We start from the raw sequence: 20181 nt of genomic DNA, 5'->3' as shown, positions 1-20181 counted from the left end.
GGTGGAGCGCCCCATGGCAGATAGCGACAACGACCGCGAACAGCATTCCCTGAGCATGATGTACGGTACCTACGCCGACATCCTGTTCGTGCTGTTCCCCTTTCTGGTGATCGGCATGCAGCGGCTGTGGGATGGCCGACTCTACGACACGCTTTTGCAGCCTGACCTGAGCATTGCCGCCGCCATCCTGGCGGGCCTGGCCATTGGCAAATTTGTCCTGGGTCTGGTCAGCAACCGGGACCTGGGCCGCTACAAGGAGCGCATCGTGTTCTTCATCGCGCTCACCCTGTTTGTTGTGCTGGGGCCGGCCATCATCCTGATGCTGAGCATCGTCGGCAACGCCACGGTGCCGGGGTTCGTGGCGTTTGCCCAGCCAGTCCTGCTGATCATCGCCATCTCCCTGTACAGTACGGCGGTCAGTATCAGCAACCTGCTGACCCGGTTTGGCGACGTGACTCGCGCCGGTAGCAGCGCGCGCGATGGCGATTCATCCACCAACCGGGCCCGGCCGGCACCGCTGGACCTGCCCCGCCGTTCCGGCAACGACAGTCTGTAACGTTTTCTGGAGAGTGCTGATGAGCGAACTCAAAGTCCTGGTGGTGGAAGACGAGCCCATTATGCGCCAGCGCCTGGTGGATATGCTGTACAAGGCGGGCGCCACGCGGGTTACCGAGGCGGAGGACATGGCGACCGGGCGAGCCGCCTACGCGGAGCAGGCGGTGCACATTGTGCTGCTGGATCTGGGCCTGCCGGATGGCGACGGCCACGATCTGATGCAGGCGTTCAAGGCCCAACGCCCGGAGCAGCACGTGGTGCTGGTGACCGCCGATGACTCCATCGACAGTATCCAGAAAGCCATCAGCGCCGGTGCCAACGGCTACGTGGTCAAACCCTATTCGCAGGAAAAGATTCTGGATGTGGTGAACAACTACGCCACTGTGCACGGCGAGGATGCCGTGCCGCCGGAGGGTAGCCGGGCCCATTGACCCGGCTGCGGGGTATCGCCTCAAGCCACCTGCTTGGCGATCCAGGAGTTGTAGCGGGTGGCCAGCGCCCGGACGTACCGGGCCTCGGCCCCGTCCAGGGAACTGAGCACGCCTTTAAAGATCCAGCCGCGCTCGTAAAGCCCTAGCACTCGCTGCTCGTCGTCCAGGTTGACCCGCTGGTTCAGCTTCTTGCAGATCGCATCGAGCAGCGGCAGTTTCTCTGGCCGCTTGATCGGACCCTGGCGACTGCTGGTTGCGGGGTTGCCGGCCCTGGGTGTCGGTTGTCGTCTCATGTTCTATCCCCCTTGTTTTGCGTCCGCAAAAACAGAAAACCCCGACGCCAAGGGCAACCGGGGTTTCAGGAGATCTGTTCCCGGTTGCGCCGCAGGCCCCCGGGACGATTCGGAAGCCGTTAGCGATCTTTCACCATGACGCGGGCGGACTGGCCTTTGAGACCGGTCGTCGCGATGTTGATCAGTGAGTGGTGAGCCATGCCTGCCTTCCGTTACGCGTGTTGAGCGTTGTGTGATTCGACTCCAGTGTATCGGCAAACCGCCGCTTTGCAAGCGTCCGCCGCCTTCGGCAAACCCGTACAGACGGCGATCGGCGGCGAGACGATAATGATCGAGTCACGTGTTTTTACGTTGTGCAATCCGCGACGCCCGCCAAGCCGGGTGTCTATGGATCTCTCCTTTTTTCAACGCAGCCTTCTGGCTGCGTTTTTTTTGGTCTTTCGGAATGTTCGTAGCCGCTACTGCGTACCGACAGGCGGCCCCCCGTTGCGGGATAATTCGCACACTACACATCACATTGCTGATTTATCCAACGGAGGTTGAAACACCCGATCATGTCCGATGACAACGGATCTGCCACCCTGAAATTCCGGTCTGATTTTTTCGTCGAAGTGGCGGTGATTGCCGCGCTTGCCGTTTACCTGGTGCTGGCCCGCGGCCAGCGCGTGGGTGATGACCTCGGCTTCACCGTGCTCGGCGCCGTGCTGATGGCCCTGGCCAGCTACTGGACGCTGCACACCTTCAAGGACGGCCTGCAGCTTATGGTGCTACGGCAGCGTCACGGGAAATAATCCGCTGCCAGGTGCTGTGCAGGATCAGGGCGTCGTTCGCGGCCCGGTGAACCGGCAGGCCCAGATCGGTGATCACCTGCTGACGCAGGCCTGACCAGAGCCGGACCTGCTGGCTGTTCAGCAGCATGGAGATGGACTCGAGCTGGAACTCGGGGCGCACGCCAGCGGCTTTGTAGAGCCGATGCAGCCAGAAGCTGTCGAAGGTCCAGGCGTCACAGTACACCTGCTCCGGCAGTAGCCGGTTGAGCTGGTGGGCTACGTCCCGTACCTCGGTGCCTTCCGCCTGCAGCCGGGCCCGGCTGATGCCGTGAATCTGCTCGGCGCTCTCGGACCAGTCCTGCCAGAGCACGTGGGGGCAGATCAGCCAGCTGTGCAGCTCGCCGTCCGGCATACAGATACCCACCTCGATCGGGTAGCTTGCGATCAGATCAAGGCTGGACGCCTCGAAATCGATGAAGGCGGGATGGCACTGGCTGGTCATGTCGTTCGTTTCATACGGTCTTTATGGTCATCCATCGAGTTTAACCCCCCGATCGCCAGGACGCGAACCCAACCGGCCGCGCCACTGTTACAATATGTCCACGCCGTGTAAACATCCGATGACACCCGGTGGCCCGCCACCGGATCCAGGAGCCTGAATGACTGACACCGTTGTTGTGATTTACTCCGGAGGCATGGACTCCTATACCCTGCTGCACCAGGCCAGAACCGACGGCTACGCGGTGCACGCCCTGTCGTTCAACTACGGCCAGCGCCACGTCCGGGAACTGGACTGCGCCCGTGCGGTGTGTGAACGCCTGGGTATTCCCCACAAGGTCATTGATATCCGGGCGATGGCCGAAGTGATGGCCGGCTCGTCCCTGACGTCGGATCTGGCGGTGCCGGAGGGGCATTACCAGGAGGATTCCATGAAGTCCACGGTGGTGCCCAACCGCAACATGATCCTGCTGTCCCTGGCCACCGGCTACGCGGTGACGGTGGGCGCGCAGGCGGTCTGGTACGGCGCCCACGGTGGCGATCACGCCATCTACCCGGACTGCCGGCCGGAGTTTGTCGAAAAAATGGATGCGGTCTGCCGGGTGGCCAACTACGAGCCGGTCGGTGTGGCGGCGCCGTTCATGGCGATGGATAAGGGCGAGATCCTGGCCCGGGGCCTGGCCATGGGGCTGGATTATCGCCAGACCTGGACCTGCTACAACGGTCGCGAACAGGCGTGCGGCCGTTGCGGCGCCTGCGTTGAACGGCTGGAGGCGTTCGCCGCCAACGGCGTCACGGACCCGCTGATGTACGAGGCGAGCGCCTGATGTACCGGGTCAAGGAGGCGTTTTATACCCTTCAGGGCGAGGGCGGTCAGGCGGGCCGGGCGGCGGTGTTCTGCCGGTTCAGCAAGTGCAACCTGTGGAACGGCCGCGAGGCGGACCGTGCCAGCGCCGTGTGCTCGTTTTGTGACACCGATTTCGTGGGCACGGACGGTCAGAACGGCGGGCGTTTCGAGACCGCAGCCGCGCTGGCGGACCACATTCGGAACCTGTGGCCGGATGCCCCCGGTACGCCCTACGTCGTCTGCACCGGCGGCGAGCCACTGCTTCAGCTCGATGAGCCGCTGATTGAGGCGTTTCATGACCGGGGCTTCGAAGTGGGTGTGGAGACCAACGGCACCCTGCCGGCACCGGCGGGCATTGACTGGCTGTGCGTCAGCCCGAAGGCGGACGCGCCGGTGGTGATCGAGGCCTGCGACGAGCTGAAGGTGGTGTTTCCACAGCCGCTGGCCATGCCGGAACGGTTTGAACACATTCGGGCCCGGCACTATTTCCTGTCGCCCATGGCGGCGCCCGCGCCGTCCTCCCCGGCGGACGATCCGGTTCGCCAGAGCAACACCCGCAAGGCCACCGACTACTGCCTGGCGCACCCGCGCTGGCGCCTGACTCTGCAAATGCACAAACTCATCGGCATTGACTGATCAGGCCAGTGCCGGGGAACGCACGGGCGTGGCCGCCGCGTCCTGCGCCTCGACCCGATACTGGCTGGGGCTGACCCCGGTCCACCGCTTGAACGCCCGGGTGAAGTTGGCAGCGTCGGCGTAACCGAGGGCGTCGGCAATCTGGCTCAGGTTCAGGCGGGTACTGGTCAGCAGTTCTCTGGCCCGCTCCAGCCGGACCTCGTCCACCAGGTTCTGGAAACTGGCCTCCTCTTCCTGTAACCGGCGCTTCAGGGTGCGTTCGGAGACAAACAGGGTGCCGGCCACCCGGGCCAGTTTCGGCGGGAACGGGTGGCTGGTTTCGATCACTCGTCGAACCCGGCAGGCAAAGCCGGCGTCCGCCGTAAGGCGCCGCAGGGCGTCCTCGCACTGGGCTCGGGAGGCAGCCGCCAGTTGATCGTCGGTGAACCGTACCGATAGCTCGAGGCTGCTTTCCGGAATCACCATGGCGTCTTCGTCCGCGCCGAACTCCACCGGCACCGGAAGGGTCTGACGGAAGCGTTGGAAGTAGTGGGGTTCGGCGCAGCGGCGGCGAATGCGGGCGCCGGTGATGGCGGTGCCAGTCAGTTGGGGGCCCATGAACGCGAAACCAAACAGCACGGTATCCAGGATGAATCCCTGAAGAGGCCCCAGGTCGACGCCGCAGGTCACCCGGAAGTGTGCGTCGGGGCCAACCCGCTGGCGCTCGATGCGCAGGTGCGGCGCACGCAGGGCGAGAAACCGGGTAACCAGCTGCAGGCTGTCCGACAGGGTTCGGCTGCTCATCACGGCGGTGCCGAGGGCGCCGTGCAGCGGCAGCTTCATTTCCCGGGCCATGAGAATTCCCAGGCCCGGTTCGCCGCTCTCCATGATGGCCCGGGTGACGAACTCACTGGCCTGGGCCTGGCTGACCCGGAGTTCCGGAGAGGCCAGGCGCTGCGGGTCCAGGCCCACCTTCAACAGCAGTGCCTGCTGATCCACACCCAGTGTGCTGAGCAGTTCCGCCAGGGTGTGGAGGTAAATGGCCGGCAAGCCCAGATCCTGGGCCGTCGAAGCGTTAGCGCGCATGACGTTCCTCGTTCAGTCGTTGTTGTTATGCGGGGTCCTTCCTTGGATTATCCCCGATGGTCATCCGATAACCATGGCTCGACTGACGAGGCGGGCGGCCCGATGGGCCAATTGGCCCCTTTGTCAGGCGGCCGGTGTCTGGTGCTGTTCCACGAACGCCCGGAACACGCCGGCGGACTTGCCGGGCACTTCCACCATGGGCAGGTGGCCCACCCCCCGGAACACCTCCACCCTGGCCGCCGGTGTCGCCTTGGCGAACCAATCGACGCAGCGAGTGGGGGTAATCACGTCCCGGTCGCCCCACTGCACCAGCATGGGCGGTGTCGACGGGCCCAGGTACCGAACCGGCGCCAGGGGATCCGCCAGCATGTCAGCAAAAATATGGCGCAGGGACTCGGTACGCCGGAGCAGGTCCGGGCCCAGAATGCCCGCCATGACCACGCCGGTGGCGGTGGGTTTGCCGCTGCCAACGCTGTTGAACATCCGGTAGACGCCGCGCCAGTCCCGGGGGATCAACAGGCCGTCCCGGTCGGACTCGAACGGAGCGTCGGCCGGGGTGTCCGGGTGCTCGGGGATGCCAGCGCTGTTGAGCAGGGTCAGGGAGCGCGGCGGCGTGGCCAGGCGGTGGGCCAGCAGGGCGGCAATGGCGCCGCCCATGGAGCTGCCCGCCAGGTGCAGGTCGTTCAGGGCGAGTCCGTCCAGCCATTGGGCGAACCGATCGGCCTGGGCCTCGTAACGATAGCTGGCGGCGGCCTGATAGTCGCTTTCGCCCAGGCCGGGCACGTCCGGTACCAGCAGGTGCCAGTGTTTGGGCAGCTTCTGCAGCCAGAACGCCCAGTTTTCCTTCATGGAGGCGAACCCGTGGATCAGCACCACGCTCGGGATGCCCGGTTGCGGGCGGCCGCGCTCCCAGAACACCATGCGGTGGTTGTCGATGGTGGTGGTCCGGCGGCGGGCGCCGAGCAGCCAGCGTTGTCCGGTGCGGGCGGCGGGCCAGAGGTTGGGGGTCAGCGTCATATCGGGTCCTGGGTCAATGGGTCCGGGACCAGTATAGCCGGCCATGGCCGCCGGGTGATGGCTCAGTTGCCGTTGCCCGGGGGCAGGCTGGCCAGCCCGGGCTCAGAGCGCCAGGTCGATGATCAGGGGGTTGTGATCGGAGGATCGCCAGGGCCCGGGCGGGGTGCCAGAGGGTAGACCCTCGGGTTCGTCGGCGTTGATGGTCCAGATGCTCGCTGCCCGCACGTCTGGTTGAAGCTGTGGGCTGGCCAGGGCGTGGTCCAGAGAGCCCTTGTGGCCCCGGAAACGGTAGCTGTACTGGCGGCAGTCTGCCGGCGTGCACGGATGGCGCCGGGCCACCAGATTGCCCCAGCCGGCCTCGGTAAACACAGACAGGGGCGTCTCCCGGGTATAGCTGTTGAAGTCCCCGGTGACCAGGGTCCGGGGTGCCGGCGGCAGCGCCGCCAAGCCGTTGAGGACCGATCGGGCCTCCTCCGACCGGGTGTGGGCGAAGCAACCCTGGCCGTCGCCCTGATCGGCGTCGGCGCCGCGGGCGTGACCGCACGCTTTGGACTTGAAGTGCACCGCCACCACCTGGACTGACCGGCCGCCGTTCATCGGCCGGAACGCCTGGACCAGGGGTGGCCGGCCACGGTGGGCAAAGGCGCCCGCGCGCAGACGGCGCGGCGACCCGTCTGGCTGAACCCGGTCGGCGCGGTACAGAAGCACCGTTCGGATGGCGTCAGAGCCGTCCTGGCCTGGGGTGGTTATCATCCGCCAGTCTGGTCCAAGCGCCTGCGCCAACGTGGCAACGGCGCTTTCGGGGCCGTAGCCGTCGTTCTCCAGCTCGCTCAACGCCAGGATGTCCGGGTCCGGTCCGGTGAGTGCCGCCACCAGAGCGGCTTGCTGGCGCTGGTAACGGCGCTGCGTGTCCGCGCCTCGGGGCGTTGGAAAGCCGCCGCCGCGGCCATCGCCGTTAAACAGGTTCTCCACGTTCATGGCTACAACGCGGACGGTCGCGTCTTTTGGGCGCTTCGGCGGCGAGGGCCGGTCGTTGGTGGCGATGGGCTCGGGCGTCCCATCCGGTTGTATCCGCCAGTGGCCAAAACGGAAATCCAGCAGGCCCGTCAGCGCCGGCAGGGTGTCCCCGGCCCGGACCGAGTCCGGGCCGAGGCGGCGGTCAGCCAGCCAGGGAATGGGCGAGGGGAAGCGAACAGCCTGGCCGTCGTCCAGCAACAGGGGCGTTGAGGGGGAATCCCCACCGTCAGCCAGCCCCGGAACCGGAGCCTGATACTCGGTGGGGGTGATCGGGTCCCGGGGCGCCAGGGTAAGCTCGCCGTAGCGTGCCAGGTTGTGGGTGTCGGTAATGACCAGTCCGGCCGGCAGCCGAACCCGCATGTTCTCAAGGCGTTCCAGAGAGTGGGCGGCACCGTCGCTCTGCCAGTGTTCCGGATTGAGGGTGATCGGTTCCGGCAGTGGCAGGCGGTGATCACCACAGACCGTCAGCGCGGTGACGCTGGCCAGTTCGGTCAGGCCGTGGAATTCCTTGATGGTACCGGACACGCGCAGGCGCTGGCCGGGCTCACCGGCGGATCGTCGGGTGTAGACGAACAGGGCGTCCGAGGTGGCCGGGTTGCCGTCACCAACGGCGGCCTGCAGGTACAGGCCACGAAAGCCGCCCGGTCTGCGGCTGTCGCGGGTCAGCAGGCCTTCAACGGTGACGGTTTTGCCCACATAGGGGGAACGGTCGCCGTCACCCTGAACGGCACCGATGGCCAGGGACGGACCGCCGCACGCCGCGAGCGAAGACAGAGGGGCCAGCAGGGCGAACACCAGGGCGGTGCAGGCCGCCCGGCGGCCACAGGCGGGCCGGGTCAATGCACGCCGGCCACCGCCTTGAGGGCCAGCTCCCGGCGGCTGCCAAAGCCGAGCGCGTCGGGATTGGCCAGCTCCAGCTGCTGGATCAGCGGGTCCGGATGACGGTTGTCAAAGGCGATGCCCAGCCTTGAAAGCACGTACGGGGCCAGGGCTGCGCGGGTGCGCAGGGTCAGCTGGCCTTTTTTCATGCCGTAGTCCCGGGCAATGATGTCCTGCTGTGCCGGGGTCAGCCGGCTATCCGGAACCACCGCGAGGGTGACTTCCCGGGTCCAGTCCTGGTCCTGCTCCTGGCGATGCCGGGCCCGTTGGCGTAAAACCTCCGGAGTCTGGCGGAACCGGCTCAGGGCGAAGTCCCGGAACTCCCGGTTGGCTTCACACCAGGCCCGTAGATGCCACTGGTGGCCGGTGCAGACCAGGGTGTGGGGTTCAATCACACTGTCCACCGGCTCGGGCCGGCTCAGGGATGCGTAACCGATGCGCAGGCGACGACCGCCCCGGGTGGCCGTGACCACCGCCCGCATCACCTCCGGCGGAACCGCGTGGCCGGGCACCTCCACCACATGGCTTCCCGGAACGTCTACGTCCAGGGTATCAATGGTGTGGCTCAGGGTCTGCTGGCGGGCCAGCAGATCGTGGTACTCGTCCACGGTGCCCCGGGTGACCACCGGTCGAAAGCCGTTGGCGGGCACGTAACCCTTGATGTGGCGGTCATACTGCAGGTTGCCCGGCGCCAGTTCCCGAAGGTAGGTGTTGATGTCCTTGGACGCTTGCTGGCGGCCGATGCCAAACCCATGGCAGATATGGTTGGTGGTCAGTCGCCCTTCCCAAAGGGCGATGATTTCAATCAGTCGGTAGCGAAGCAGCAGATCCCATCGAATGGGCCAGTCCGTTTTCTTCATGTCCAAAGTGCTCACGGAGTCGTTGATAAGCCTGAAATCATGGTACCCGCTCCCGCCGTGGCGGTCTGTTACGGCCCATTAATAATGTAAAATTATGTAAAACAACGGGGTTTTTCGAGGATGATCGGGCCTTTGTCGCGGCAAATGCTTAGTGTGCGACACGATTGCGGATCGCAATAATGATGGGTCCGGCGAGTGCCGGTGTCCGCTGCTATGCTGGTGGGCAAACGCCAACACATCGCCCGGTCCCGCCGGTTCCCGGAGTTACCCCATGACCCGCATGGTCACGTCCTTGTCCGCGCTGATTCTCAGCATTGTCCTGCTGGTTAGCGGCAATGCCTTTCTGATGACCCTGCTGGGCATCCGTCTGAGTCTTGAGCAGGTGCCGCCGGATGTGATTGGTTGGGTACTGGTGTGCTACTCCATCGGCTTTGTGCTGGGCACCCTCTATGTACACCGGGTCATCGGACGGGTTGGCCACATCCGCGCGTTCGCGGTGTTCGCGGCGCTGGCAGCCGTGACCTCCCTGATGTATCCCATGGCGATCTCGATGGTGTTCTGGGCCGTCTTGCGGGTGATTTCAGGGTTCAGCATTGCCTGCGTGCTGGTGGTAATTGAAAGCTGGTTTTCCAGCCGGGCCACCAACGCCAACCGGGGCGCCCTGTTTGCCGTTTACCAGATCGTGTTCTATCTCTCCGCGGCGGGCGGCCAGCTGGTCGTGAATGTGGGTGATCCCGCCAACTTCCTGCCGTTTTCCCTGGCGGCCATTTTGCTTACCCTGGCGCTGATCCCGCTGTCGCTGACCCGGATGGAGGCGCCGGTGATCGAACAGGTCAACCGGCTGTCGTTCTTTACGCTGGCCCGGGAGTCCTTCACCGGCGTGGCCGGCGCCCTGATCTGCGGCGTGCTGATCGGCGGCTTCTACGCGCTGGGGCCCGTGTACGCCACCCTGACCGGCCTGGACGTGGCCAAGACCTCCACCTTCATGGCCAGCGCCATCATCGCCGCCATGCTGGTGGCCTGGCCCCTGGGCCGGATCTGTGACCGCCACGACCGCCGGCGCGTGATGTTCTGGGTGGCGCTGGTGGCTGCCTCGGCGTCCGGCGCCATTGGCCTGCTGGGCACCATGGATCTGTGGCTGCTGACGCTTCTGGTTGGGTTGTTCACCGGCCTGTCCGCCACCGTGTATCCCATTGCCGTGGCCATCACCAACGACCGGATGGAAAGCAGTCGCATCGTTGCCGCCAGTGCCACCTTGTTGCTCAGTTACGGCGTGGGCAGCGTGATTGGACCCGTAGTGATGGCCGAGCTGATTGGCCTGCTCGGACCCAGAGGGCTGTTCCTGGGTAACGCCGGCTTCCTGGTGCTGCTGGCGCTGATCACCAGCTACCGCATTACCCACACCGAAGACGTCGCTGTGGCTGATCAGGAGCATTACGTGCCGGCCATGCCGGAGGCGTCTCCGGTGCTGGCGGAACTGGATCCCCGGAACGAAGAATTCCACGCTACTGAAACGGCGGCCGAAGAGGATGAACACCTCCGCCAGGTGGGTTAACGCACGGTAACGTGTGTTTTCGAATCACATCTGTATTTTTCTCAATGGTTAGCATACTATTGGTAACTTTCTGGTATTGATAGCAGGCCTCCGGCTGTGAGGGGCCTCGGAAAGGAGCAGTGGCCATGAGAGAACAGTTTCCCTTTGCGGTTGCCCGAGTGACCCGGCGCTGGCGCAAAATGCTCGACGAACGGCTCAAGGACCTGGGCGTCACCCAGGCGCGCTGGAGCACCATGGTGTACCTCCAGCAGGGCGGTGAGGGCCTGACCCAGCGGGAACTGGCCAACCTGATGGCGATTGAGAACCCGACCCTGGTGCGGCTGCTGGACAGCCTGGAGCAGCAGGGCCTTATCGAACGTCGTCCCTGCCCCAACGACCGACGGGCCCGTCGCCTCCACCTGACCGACGCCGGTCGCTCGTTCATGGACGACCTGTCTGAGCGAGCCGCCAAACTCCGGGACGAGATGCTCGACGGCATCAGTGACCGGGAGATCGAATGCTGCATCAAGGTGTTCCACCGGATTATGGAGAACGCCGAGAAGCAGCGTTAAGTTTGCCCTGACCGGTTGCGCGGGTGCGGCGCATCGGCTAGGATTCACCCTCCTTCAGGGGAGTAGCCTCCGGGTCGCGTACCGCGACTGGACGGCCGTCAACATACTTGGGGCTCAATCTCCATGGCGGTCGTGTCCTGCACAGCAGGATTGGCAAGACCTGAGGCGATCCACTTCCGTTGGGCGGAGGGTGGTTCGTCTCATGTCGATAGAATCCGCCCTGGAGTGTTCTGATGGATGCCTTCCTCACATCGACCGCGGCGGTTGCCATTGCCGAGATCGGTGACAAGACCCAACTGCTGTCCCTCTTTCTGGTTGCCCGCTACGCTGCCCGCTGGCCGATTATCCTCGGCATTTTTCTCTCGACGCTGGTTAACCACGGCCTGTCTGCGTGGATTGGTGCGTCTGTGGCGCGCTGGTTGCCGGAAGGCTGGCTACCCTGGATTCTGGCGGTCAGCTTCGTGGCCATCGCACTGTGGTTGCTGATTCCCGACAAGGACGACAGCGAAGATTCCAAATTTCTGGGGCTGGGCGCCTTCGCGGCCACGCTCGTGTTGTTTTTCCTGGCGGAAATCGGCGATAAAACCCAGATTGCCACGGTGGTACTGGCGGCGAAGTTTGATGACACATTCTGGGTTATCATGGGAACCACGGTGGGCATGCTGCTGGCAAACGTACCGGTGGTGATGGCCGGCAGCTGGCTGATGGAGCGGTTGCCGCTGGCCACCGCGCGCATCGGCGCGAGCGTTCTGTTTGCCATCCTGGCGGTGATCACCGTCTGGACCACGGTCATGAACGCCTGAGGTTTTTTCCGGTCAGACCTCACGGGTTTCCTGGTTTTGAGTGAGAGGACAGTCCTAGATCATGCCGTTTCGACAGTTGTGGGCCCTGCGTGCCCGGTGTGTCCTGAGCGCCCTGTTCGGCGTTTTTCTGGTCAGCCCGCTGGCCGCCCAGGCGGAAGGCACGGCCGCCGCGCCGGCGGTTCAGTCAGCCGGTGATGGGGCGGCCGAGGCGGATGACCGAACCCCCCGGGTGGACACCCTTGCGATCCAGGGTGATCTGGCCGGCGAACTGGACACCTACACCACCCATTACGAGGACACCTTCGCCGCCATCGGCACCCGCGAAGCGCTGGGGTTTCTGGAGCTGGTCAAGGCCAACCCCGGCGTGGATCCCTGGCTGCCCGGGGAAGGCACCGTGATCACCCTGCCACGGCAGTATGTGATGCCCATGGAGGTGAAGCGAAACGGCATCGTGATCAACCTGTCTGAATACCGGCTGTACTACTTCACGGATGAGGACCACGTGCAGGTCTATCCGGTCGGCGTGGGTACCGATGAGAACCCCTCGCCGCTGACCGATGCCAAGGTGGTGATGCCGCTGGAATCGCCGGCCTGGTATGTGCCCGAGAGCATCCGGGCCGCGGCGGCGGCCAAGGGCAACATCATGCCCCGCATGGTGCCGCCCGGTCCCGACAACCCCTTGGGCACCCATGCCCTGCTGCTCAGCGCTGACGGCTACCTGATCCACGGGACCAATAAGAAGTTCGGCGTAGGCCTGCCGGTCAGCCATGGCTGCTTCCGAATGTACAACGAGGACATTTCCCGGTTCGTCTATGAGGTGAGTAAAGGCACGCCGGTGCAGATCATTCGCCAGCCGGTGAAGCTGGGACTGTCCAATGGGGAGGTCTGGATGGAGGCCCATCGCCCCCGGGAGAAGTACACGCAAGAGGACCGGGACGCGCTCTGGCAGGCGGCGACCGACGCGCTGGAGGCGTTCCAGGCCAAGCACCCGGACGTTCAGCTCAAACGCCGCGCCATTGAACTGGCGATTGACCAGGGTGATGGGTTGCCAACGCTGATTGGCGAGCGGGTCACGCAGATGGCGTCGGACGACAACTCACGGAAACCGAAGGCGGCATCCGCTCAGGATCAGCCGGAAAACGGGCTGTATTTCTGAGGGCCGCAGGCGGGCTGGCGAGTGACAGGCAGGTATAAAAAAAGGCCGGTAAAACCGGCCTTTTCTGCGTCAGAACCGAGCCATTACTTCTGGCTGGAGGTCTGCAGCATGCGCTTGGCGCGCTCGTTGGCCTGATCAGCAGCCATCTGAGCCGCTTTGGCCGCAGCCAGAGCTTCTTCAGCGGTTTGCTGGGCAGAACGGGCAGCGGCAGCAGCGCTGTTTGCGGTGTTCATGGCGTTATCAGCGGTTTGCTCAGCAGACATGGCGTTGGCGTTGGCTTCGTCAACGGCGCCCTGGTCCGTGGTGGCACAACCTGCAGTCAGAGCGGTGGCCAGTGCAAACCCTGCGATCATAAGCTTACGCATTGTGAATCCCCTTATTGGTCGAGTTATTTCCTGAGTTCCGGAAGCAGTATAGACCACTCCCCATGAAACCGGCTCCGGTGGCTTGACCACCGAATCGTAAAACAGTGTAAATCACAATCACGGAAAATGTTAACTCGCCCCGGGTAATTTTTTGGCTCCCGTGACAGTAACTTAATGGATCTGTCAGATTGGGCCGTTCAGGGAAGAATGCGGATGGGGGTGCCATCGGGCACCAACTGCCAGATTTCATCAATTGCTTTGTTGTTGACCGCAATGCAGCCGTCGGTCCAGTCCAGCCCCGCGAACGCAAAGGCCATGTCGCCGGCGTTGTTGGGCAGGCCGTGGATCATGATGCTCCCGCCCGGGTCCAGGCCCCAGGCGTTGGCCAGCTCCTTGTCCCGGGCATTGGGGTAGGAGATGTGGATGGAGCGGTGGAAGTCGCTGCCCGGATTGCGCCAGTCCAGCACGTAATCGCCTTCGGGCGTCCGCTCATCGCCCTCATACAGTTTGTGGCCTTTGGGGTTGTCGCCCAAGGAGATCGGGTACTGGCGAACCACCTCGTCGTGGTCCAGCAGGTACAGCCGCCGTTCGGACTTGCGCACCAGGACCTGTGTAACCGTCAGCGACTGGACGTCCGGGCTGACAACGTGCGGTGCCGGCATGTGGCTTTCGGCTTTTGCCATCAAATTCTGGGCCAGCGCCGGATGGGCGGCGGCCAGCAGGCCGGCGAGCAGCAGGTAGGAAATGCGTTGTGCCATGAGCTATCGGTTAACCAGTATGACCAAAAATTCACGTTTCGCGACGTTATACCACAGGTGGCCGGGCCGCCGGGTACCGGTTTTGTTACGTTTTTTGGCGTTGTTCGCAGTCTCGGCGATCAGGCTGGGGCCGAACCGTCCATTTTGAGGCCCACCTTGGTGACCCGATCGGCGTCGGTCGCGCGTGCCACCAGGGTCACGGGGCCCAGGGTGACGGTATCGCCGACCACCGGATGCCCCCGGGTTTCCCGGGCGAAGCAGTCGGTCAGGGACATCTCCGGCGGCAGCTCGTCAAAGGCGATGCCGTAGAACTGCTCCACGTCCCCGAGCAGGGCGTCTCCGTTCAGCACGAAGTCGCCAAAGAACGCCCGCTCCGCCAGATACTCAGGCGCGTGCCGCCCGCTCAGCGCGCGCCCGAGCTCCGGCAGCACCGAGGGCGTTGCGAACATGGCCAGCATGTCGCCGCTGACCACCTCGAGTTCGGCGCTGGGTTGCAGGCAGGTCCGGTCGCGGAACACGCCGGCCACCGCGGTGTTGTCGGGGAACCGCAACTGGCCCAGGCGCCGCGGGGTTTCCCAGTTGCTGCCCCGCAGGGGAAACAACATCAGCTCATGGTCCCCCGCCGCCGGGGCGTCCAGGGGCAGCCGCCGGAACGGATCCTCGCCGGCGGGGACCTCCAGGCGCAGCTTGCGGGCCAGGGGTGCCATGGTCGTGCCCTGCACCAGCAGTGAGACCAGCACGATGAAAAAGGCGGCGTGGAACACCAGCTGGGCGTTAGGCAGGTTTGCGATGATCGGAAACAGGGCGAGCACAATCGGCACGGCGCCCCGCAGGCCGACCCAGCTGATAAAGCCCAGTTCCCGGCGTTTGAAGCCGAAAGGCCAGAGGGTGGCGAAGATGGTCAGCGGGCGGATCACGAAGATCATGGCCAGGGCCAGGATCAGGCCGCCGCCGGCCAGGGGCAACAGCTCCGAGGGGGTCACCAGCAGCCCCAGCATCAGGAACAGGCACAGCTGCGCCAGCCAGGACAGGCCGTCGTGCACCTGCAGGATCATGGGCATCATGCGCACCGGGCGGTTGCCGATGACGACGCCGGTCAGGTAAATGGCGAGGAAGCCGCTGCCGCCCAGGGCGTTGGTGCCAGCGAAAACCGCAATGCCGGCGGCCGCCACCAGCAGCGGGTAGAGCGCCGGTGTCAGGCGCATCCGGTTGGCCAGCCAGACCACCGCGTGGCCGCCGGCAATACCCGCAATACCGCCGATACCGAACTGTTCCACAAGCATCAACAGCGCCGACCAGGTGGCGCCCTGGCCGTGGTCGCCGATCAGCGTCACCAGCATCAGGGTGAGGAAGATCGCCATGGGGTCGTTGCTGCCGGACTCGATTTCCAGCGTCGCGCTGACCCGCTCGTTCAGGTGCAGGCCCCGGCCCTGGAGCAGCGAGAAAACGGCGGCCGCATCGGTGGAGGAGATGATGGCGCCGATCAGCAGGGCAGTCAGCCAGTCCAGATCAAACGCCCAGTGGGCGACAATCGCCGCACCGCCGGCGGTCAGGAACACGCCCAGGGTCGCCAGCATCAGGGCCGGCCGCAGGCCCACCCGGAAGGTTTCGGCCCGGGTGCGCATACCGCCGTCCAGCAGGATGACCCCCAGGGACAGGTTGGCGATCACGAACGCCAGTTCGAAGTTGTCGAAACGGATGCCCCCGGGGCCGTCCTCCCCCATGATCATGCCGACCACCAAGAAGATCAGCAGCACCGGCATTCCGACCCGGCTCGACAGCGGGCTGAGCACGATGCTGATCACCAGCATCATCGCGCCAACCAGGGTCAGAATGGGGTCCATGGGTTCTCCGTACGGTGCTTGCGTAGGCGGGCGGGGACCGCTTATGATTCACACGCGGTCGACAGACGCGGGTGTAGCTCAATGGTAGAGCAGAGGCTTCCCAAGCCTACGACGAGGGTTCGATTCCCTTCACCCGCTCCAATCCGGGCCGCCCTTCCTTTCTGTTAATGAAGCTTCAGGCGCGGCTGCATGGCCCGGCTGATCTTGTCCATGAGCCAGATAATACCGGTTCTGAGCAGCCCGTGCAGGGCGACCTGGTGCATCCGGTACAGGGACACGTAGAACAGCCTGGCCACCTTGCCTTCAATATACATGCTGCGGCCAGAGAGGTTGCCCATGAGGTTGCCGACCGTGGTGTATCGGCTGAAGTTGATCAGCGAGCCGTGGTCGTTGTAGACGAAGGGCACCGCGTCCTTGCCTTCGAGGCGGTTGCAGAGGGTCTTGAACAGGGCGTCGGCCTGCTGGTGGGCGGCCTGGGCCCGGGGCGGCACCGGGCGGTCCGAGTCCGGCTGTGGGCAGGCGGCGCAGTCGCCGAAGGCGAAGATGTTGGGGTCTTTTGGGGTGCTCAAGGTCTGATCCACCACCAGCTGGTTGCCCCGGTTCACATCCAGGCCGTCCAGCTCGGCCAGGAACGCCGGCGCCTTGATGCCGGCGGCCCAGATGGTCATTTCCGAGGGCAACTCCGTGCCGTCTTTCATCACCAGGCTGTTCTCGCGCACTTCGCTGACCGGTTGGCCAGTCAGCACCTTCACGTTCTCCCGCTCGAGCTCCCGGGTGGCGGCCGCCGACAGACGGCCGGGCAGGGCCGGCAGGATCCGGTCCGCCGCCTCGATCACGGAGATCGAGACGTCCGAGGCTTTCAGGTGGTTCATGCCGTACACCGGCAGCTCCCGGGACGCCATGCGCAGCTCGGCGGCCAGTTCCACGCCGGTGGCGCCGGCGCCGACAATGCTGATGTTGAGCTGGTGCGGCTGGCCCTGCATGGCCTCGTGGTTCTTGCGCAGGAACGCGTTCAGCATCAGATTATGGAAGCGCCGGGCCTGGCCGAGGCTGTCCAGGAACAGGCAGTGGTCTTTCGCGCCCGGGGTGCCGAAATCGTTGGCGGTGCTGCCCACGGCGATCACCAGGGTGTCGTAGCCGATGCGGCGCATGGGCACGACTTCTTCGCCGTCGTTGTCGTAGAACGGCTCGACCAGGATCTCCCGGGATTCCCGGTCAAGCCCGCCCATGCGGCCAAGCTGGAACTCGTAGTGGTGCTTGCGGGCGTGGGCCCGGTAGTTGATCTCGTTGGCGCTGGCGTCCAGGGACCCGGAGGCGACTTCGTGCAGCAGCGGTTTCCAGACGTGGGTGAGGCTGGCATCGACCAGGGTCACGCGGGCCTTGCCCTTGCGTCCCAGCCGGTTGCCGAGGCTGGTGACCAGTTCCAATCCGCCGGCGCCGCCGCCGACCACAACGATGTGGTGAAGCTTTTCCATGGGTGATGCACCTTTGAGTAAAGAGAGCCAAACACTCTCAGCGCCTCGGGGGCAAAAGCGCTTGGCTGTCGTTACTGGCAAGGCGAAGGATAGGGAGCTATTGCAATGGTCGAAGTCTAGCGCGCAGGTCCGGGGGAGTACAATCCGACGGAAGTTGCGTATGGTGTTAGAACAACCAATCCGACAGGAGGTGAATCGTGAAACTGACCGTCAACGGCCTGACCGATGGCCAGCCCGTGCCTGAAGTGTTCGCCTTTGGCGTGCCCAGCGCCGACGACCATATGGCGTTCGGCCCGAACCGCAACCCGGAACTGGTCTGGGACGACGCGCCCGAAGGGACCCGAAGCTTTGTGGTGATGATGTTCGATCCGGACGTGCCCAGCGTGGCGGATGACGTCAACCAGGAAGGCAAGGTGGTCTCGAAGAGCCTGCCCCGGGTGGACTTTTTCCACTGGTTGCTGGTGGACATTCCCGCCAGCGTGCACCGCATTCCCGAAGGCGCAGACAGCGACGGCGTGACGCCCAAGGGCAAGTCCGGCGGGCCGACCCGGCTGGGCGTGCGGGGCATCAACAATTACACCCAGTTCCTGGCCGGCAATCCTGACATGGCCGGTACGTACGCCGGTTACGACGGCCCCTGCCCGCCCTGGAACGATGAGCTGCTGCACCACTACCACTATGAAGTGCACGCCCTGGATGTGGAATCCCTTGGCCTGACCGGCGAGTTCGACGGTGCCGCCGTGCGCGACGCCATGGCTGGCCACGTCCTCGCCAGTGCCCGGGTGACCGGCACCTACACCCTGAATCCGGATCTGCGCTGATCGCAGATCCTGCCTTTCCCGTATATCTTTCTGCTTCACCGGCGGGCATTTCGCCTGCCGGTGGCCGTAAAACCTGTCGTAAAGTGCGCCATGCCGTTGATACGGCTCGGTTTTGTGCGAGTGATTGGCTGGTTGGCTTATGAATCCATAAATAAGCATTATGGTTCATAAGACTTTCCGCTAGTTGCCGTAACGGCGCGGCTTCACTGAAATCAGCAGGTGTTTGATGCCGCTTTTGACTCAGATCAAATATGCTCTAGCGTGCATATTAAGCGGCATCCATTCACAACGACAACAGACAAAACAACAAACGAGGTACGGTTATGGATGGAGTGACGGGAGAGCGCGCGTACGACGGCGCCGGGCGCAAGCCGGGTCTGCTTGACCGCGAGAACACCATCGCGGGTCCCAACTTCAATCGCTGGCTGGTTCCCACCGCAGCGCTGGCAATTCACCTCTGTATTGGTATGGCGTACGGGTTCTCCGTGTTCTGGATTCCCATGGCCAACACCATTCCTGCGGGCACGGCGGCTGCCTGTCCGGACCTGAGCCTGATGCAGGCGCTCACCACCACCACCTGTAACTGGGCGGTGAGCCATGTGGCTTACACCTTCGGGATCTTCATTGCGGTGCTGGGTATTGCCGCCGCACTCTGGGGCGCCTGGCTCGAGCACGCTGGCCCCCGCAAGGCCGGTTTCTTCGCGGCGATCTGCTGGGGCGGCGGTATGGCTGTTGGCGGCCTGGGCGTGATGACCCACCAGCTGTGGCTGCTGTACCTGGGCTGTGGCGTGCTGGGCGGTATCGGCCAGGGCCTCGGTTACATCACCCCGGTATCAACGCTGATCAAGTGGTTCCCGGATCGTCGGGGCATGGCCACCGGTTTTGCCATCATGGGTTACGGCGGTGGAGCCATGGTCGGTGCGCCGCTGGCGGTGTGGCTGATGGGCGTGTACTCCCAGAGCGGCGGTACGGGCGTGGCCAGCACCATGATCACCATGGGCTTTATCTACTTCCTGGTCATGAGCGCCGGCGCTTTCGGCTTCCGCGTTCCGCCCAATGGCTGGAAACCCCTGGGCTGGACCCCGAGCAAGAAGGCCAGCAGCGACGGCATGATCACTCACGGTCACGTGCATCTGAACGTGGCGTGGAAGACCAAGCAATTCTGGCTGATCTGGAGCGTGCTGTTCCTGAACGTGACCGCGGGTATCGCGGTGATTTCCATGGCGAGCCCGATGCTGCAGGACGTGTTTGGCGGCGCGCTGCTTGGCCTTGAAGACACCGCAGCGACCCTGACCACTGCCCAGAAAGCTGCCGTTGCGGCCGCCGCTGCGGGCCTGGTGGGTCTGATCAGTCTGTTCAACAGCCTGGGCCGTTTCCTGTGGGCGTCGGCGTCCGACAAGATCGGCCGCAAGAACACCTACTACACCTTCTTTGTGCTGGGCATCATCACCTACTGCCTGTTGCCGACCTGGGGCCACCTGGGCATGCCGGGCATGTTCGTCATCTCCATCTGCATCATCCTGAGTATGTACGGCGGTGGCTTTGCGACCGTGCCGGCGTACCTGGCGGACATCTTCGGTACTCAGATGGTGGGCGCGATCCACGGCCGTCTGCTGACCGCCTGGTCCGCGGCTGGTCTGGTGGGGCCGGTGCTGATTGCGCTGTTGCGTGAGGCCCAGCTGAAGGCGGGTGTCGAGCGTGCGCTGGTGTACGACCGCACCCTGTACATCATGGCGGGTCTGCTGCTGTTGGGCTTCATCTGCAACAGCCTGATCAAGCCGGTGGACAAGTCCAAGCACATGAGCGAGGACGAGCTGGCCCGGGAGCGTGCCCTGCAGCACGACGACAGCGTTGCCGGCAACGCCGAGAACGCCGCCCGTGGCAAGTTCGGTCCCCTCGGTGTCGCCTGCTGGCTGGCCGTGGGTATTCCGTTCCTGATTGGCCTGTACATCGCCATCGCCAAGGCGACGGCGCTGTTCTGAGGT

At 64.4% G+C, this 20181-nt stretch carries 21 protein-coding genes and 1 tRNA gene; 12 read left to right on the top strand and 10 right to left on the bottom strand.

From position 1 onward, the window contains the following. Positions 1–13: 13 nt before the first annotated feature. Both V3388_RS11870 and V3388_RS11865 read left to right on the top strand, forming a co-directional pair. Entirely contained in the window at positions 14–556 is a 543-nt protein-coding gene (locus V3388_RS11870; RefSeq protein WP_336367766.1) for a hypothetical protein, read from the top strand. Between the two features lie 19 nt (positions 557–575). After that, positions 576–986: a response regulator gene (locus V3388_RS11865; protein WP_336367765.1), complete on the top strand. Its 411-nt coding sequence runs from the start codon at positions 576–578 to the stop codon at positions 984–986. Positions 987–1006: 20 nt separating this feature from the next. Here V3388_RS11865 and V3388_RS11860 read toward each other — a convergent pair whose 3' ends face one another. Continuing rightward, positions 1007–1279, bottom strand: coding sequence for a hypothetical protein (locus tag V3388_RS11860; protein WP_336367764.1), 273 nt, complete (start codon positions 1277–1279; stop codon positions 1007–1009). Between the two features lie 554 nt (positions 1280–1833). On the opposite strand from V3388_RS11860, the gene V3388_RS11855 reads away from it, so the two are divergent. Next, positions 1834–2070, top strand: a complete 237-nt coding sequence (locus tag V3388_RS11855) for a hypothetical protein (protein WP_336367763.1) — start codon at positions 1834–1836, stop codon at positions 2068–2070. On the opposite strand, the gene V3388_RS11850 is transcribed toward V3388_RS11855, so the two are convergent. Further along, on the bottom strand, positions 2039–2551 hold the full coding sequence (locus V3388_RS11850) for a 3'-5' exonuclease (RefSeq protein ID WP_336367762.1): 513 nt from the start codon (positions 2549–2551) through the stop codon (positions 2039–2041). The genes V3388_RS11855 and V3388_RS11850 overlap by 32 nt on opposite strands. 157 nt (positions 2552–2708) lie before the next feature. Here V3388_RS11850 and queC point away from each other — a divergent pair, with 157 nt between their 5' ends. Both queC and queE read left to right on the top strand, forming a co-directional pair. After that, entirely contained in the window at positions 2709–3374 is a 666-nt protein-coding gene (gene queC / locus V3388_RS11845) for a 7-cyano-7-deazaguanine synthase QueC (protein WP_336367761.1), read from the top strand. Beyond that, positions 3374–4030: a 7-carboxy-7-deazaguanine synthase gene (gene queE / locus V3388_RS11840; protein ID WP_336367760.1), complete on the top strand. Its 657-nt coding sequence runs from the start codon at positions 3374–3376 to the stop codon at positions 4028–4030. The genes queC and queE overlap by 1 nt, the downstream gene beginning before the upstream one ends. Here queE and V3388_RS11835 read toward each other — a convergent pair whose 3' ends face one another. The 4 genes from V3388_RS11835 to V3388_RS11820 form a co-directional block, all read right to left on the bottom strand. Next, entirely contained in the window at positions 4031–5095 is a 1065-nt protein-coding gene (locus V3388_RS11835) for an AraC family transcriptional regulator (RefSeq protein ID WP_336367759.1), read from the bottom strand. 123 nt (positions 5096–5218) lie between these two features. After that, positions 5219–6112: an alpha/beta fold hydrolase gene (locus tag V3388_RS11830; protein WP_336367758.1), complete on the bottom strand. Its 894-nt coding sequence runs from the start codon at positions 6110–6112 to the stop codon at positions 5219–5221. A 102-nt stretch (positions 6113–6214) separates the two neighbouring features. Then, positions 6215–7969, bottom strand: coding sequence for an ExeM/NucH family extracellular endonuclease (locus V3388_RS11825; RefSeq protein ID WP_336367757.1), 1755 nt, complete (start codon positions 7967–7969; stop codon positions 6215–6217). Then, positions 7966–8868, bottom strand: coding sequence for a helix-turn-helix transcriptional regulator (locus V3388_RS11820; protein ID WP_336367756.1), 903 nt, complete (start codon positions 8866–8868; stop codon positions 7966–7968). Before V3388_RS11820 ends, V3388_RS11825 begins: the two co-directional genes overlap by 4 nt. Before the next feature lie 271 nt (positions 8869–9139). On the opposite strand from V3388_RS11820, the gene V3388_RS11815 reads away from it, so the two are divergent. From V3388_RS11815 to V3388_RS11800, 4 genes are all read left to right on the top strand, one after another. Next, complete coding sequence (locus tag V3388_RS11815) at positions 9140–10423, top strand: MFS transporter (protein WP_336367755.1); 1284 nt, start codon at positions 9140–9142, stop codon at positions 10421–10423. 125 nt (positions 10424–10548) lie between these two features. Then, positions 10549–10974, top strand: coding sequence for a MarR family transcriptional regulator (locus V3388_RS11810; RefSeq protein ID WP_336367754.1), 426 nt, complete (start codon positions 10549–10551; stop codon positions 10972–10974). 233 nt (positions 10975–11207) lie between these two features. Next, positions 11208–11777 (top strand): TMEM165/GDT1 family protein, encoded by a 570-nt coding sequence (locus V3388_RS11805; RefSeq protein ID WP_336367753.1) that lies wholly within the window; start codon positions 11208–11210, stop codon positions 11775–11777. Between the two features lie 61 nt (positions 11778–11838). Continuing rightward, on the top strand, positions 11839–12933 hold the full coding sequence (locus tag V3388_RS11800; protein WP_336367752.1) for a L,D-transpeptidase family protein: 1095 nt from the start codon (positions 11839–11841) through the stop codon (positions 12931–12933). Positions 12934–13016: 83 nt separating this feature from the next. Here the strand turns inward: V3388_RS11800 and V3388_RS11795 are convergent, their stop codons facing one another. The 3 genes from V3388_RS11795 to V3388_RS11785 form a co-directional block, all read right to left on the bottom strand. After that, complete coding sequence (locus tag V3388_RS11795) at positions 13017–13298, bottom strand: Lpp/OprI family alanine-zipper lipoprotein (protein WP_336367751.1); 282 nt, start codon at positions 13296–13298, stop codon at positions 13017–13019. Positions 13299–13495: 197 nt separating this feature from the next. Further along, the gene (locus V3388_RS11790; RefSeq protein ID WP_336367750.1) at positions 13496–14056 is read right to left on the bottom strand and encodes a L,D-transpeptidase family protein; all 561 of its coding nucleotides are present in this window, start codon (positions 14054–14056) and stop codon (positions 13496–13498) included. 119 nt (positions 14057–14175) lie between these two features. Continuing rightward, the gene (locus V3388_RS11785; RefSeq protein WP_336367749.1) at positions 14176–15900 is read right to left on the bottom strand and encodes a potassium/proton antiporter; all 1725 of its coding nucleotides are present in this window, start codon (positions 15898–15900) and stop codon (positions 14176–14178) included. 67 nt (positions 15901–15967) lie between these two features. Here V3388_RS11785 and V3388_RS11780 point away from each other — a divergent pair. Beyond that, a tRNA-Gly gene (locus V3388_RS11780) sits at positions 15968–16041 on the top strand. 23 nt (positions 16042–16064) lie between these two features. Here the strand turns inward: V3388_RS11780 and V3388_RS11775 are convergent. Further along, a complete protein-coding gene (locus tag V3388_RS11775; protein WP_336367748.1) occupies positions 16065–17375 on the bottom strand; it encodes an NAD(P)/FAD-dependent oxidoreductase in 1311 nt (436 codons plus the stop codon). A gap of 197 nt (positions 17376–17572) precedes the next feature. Here V3388_RS11775 and V3388_RS11770 point away from each other — a divergent pair, with 197 nt between their 5' ends. Together V3388_RS11770 and V3388_RS11765 are read left to right on the top strand one after the other, a co-directional pair. Next, a complete protein-coding gene (locus V3388_RS11770) occupies positions 17573–18196 on the top strand; it encodes a YbhB/YbcL family Raf kinase inhibitor-like protein (protein WP_336367747.1) in 624 nt (207 codons plus the stop codon). A gap of 323 nt (positions 18197–18519) precedes the next feature. After that, positions 18520–20178, top strand: a complete 1659-nt coding sequence (locus V3388_RS11765; RefSeq protein ID WP_336367746.1) for an OFA family MFS transporter — start codon at positions 18520–18522, stop codon at positions 20176–20178. The last annotated feature ends 3 nt before the right edge of the window (positions 20179–20181 follow it).

Source organism: Marinobacter sp. C2H3, assembly GCF_037080155.1.
Lineage (GTDB): Bacteria > Pseudomonadota > Gammaproteobacteria > Pseudomonadales > Oleiphilaceae > Marinobacter.
Note: the sequence above shows the minus strand (reverse complement) of the source record. Positions and strands in the feature narration are given on the sequence as shown.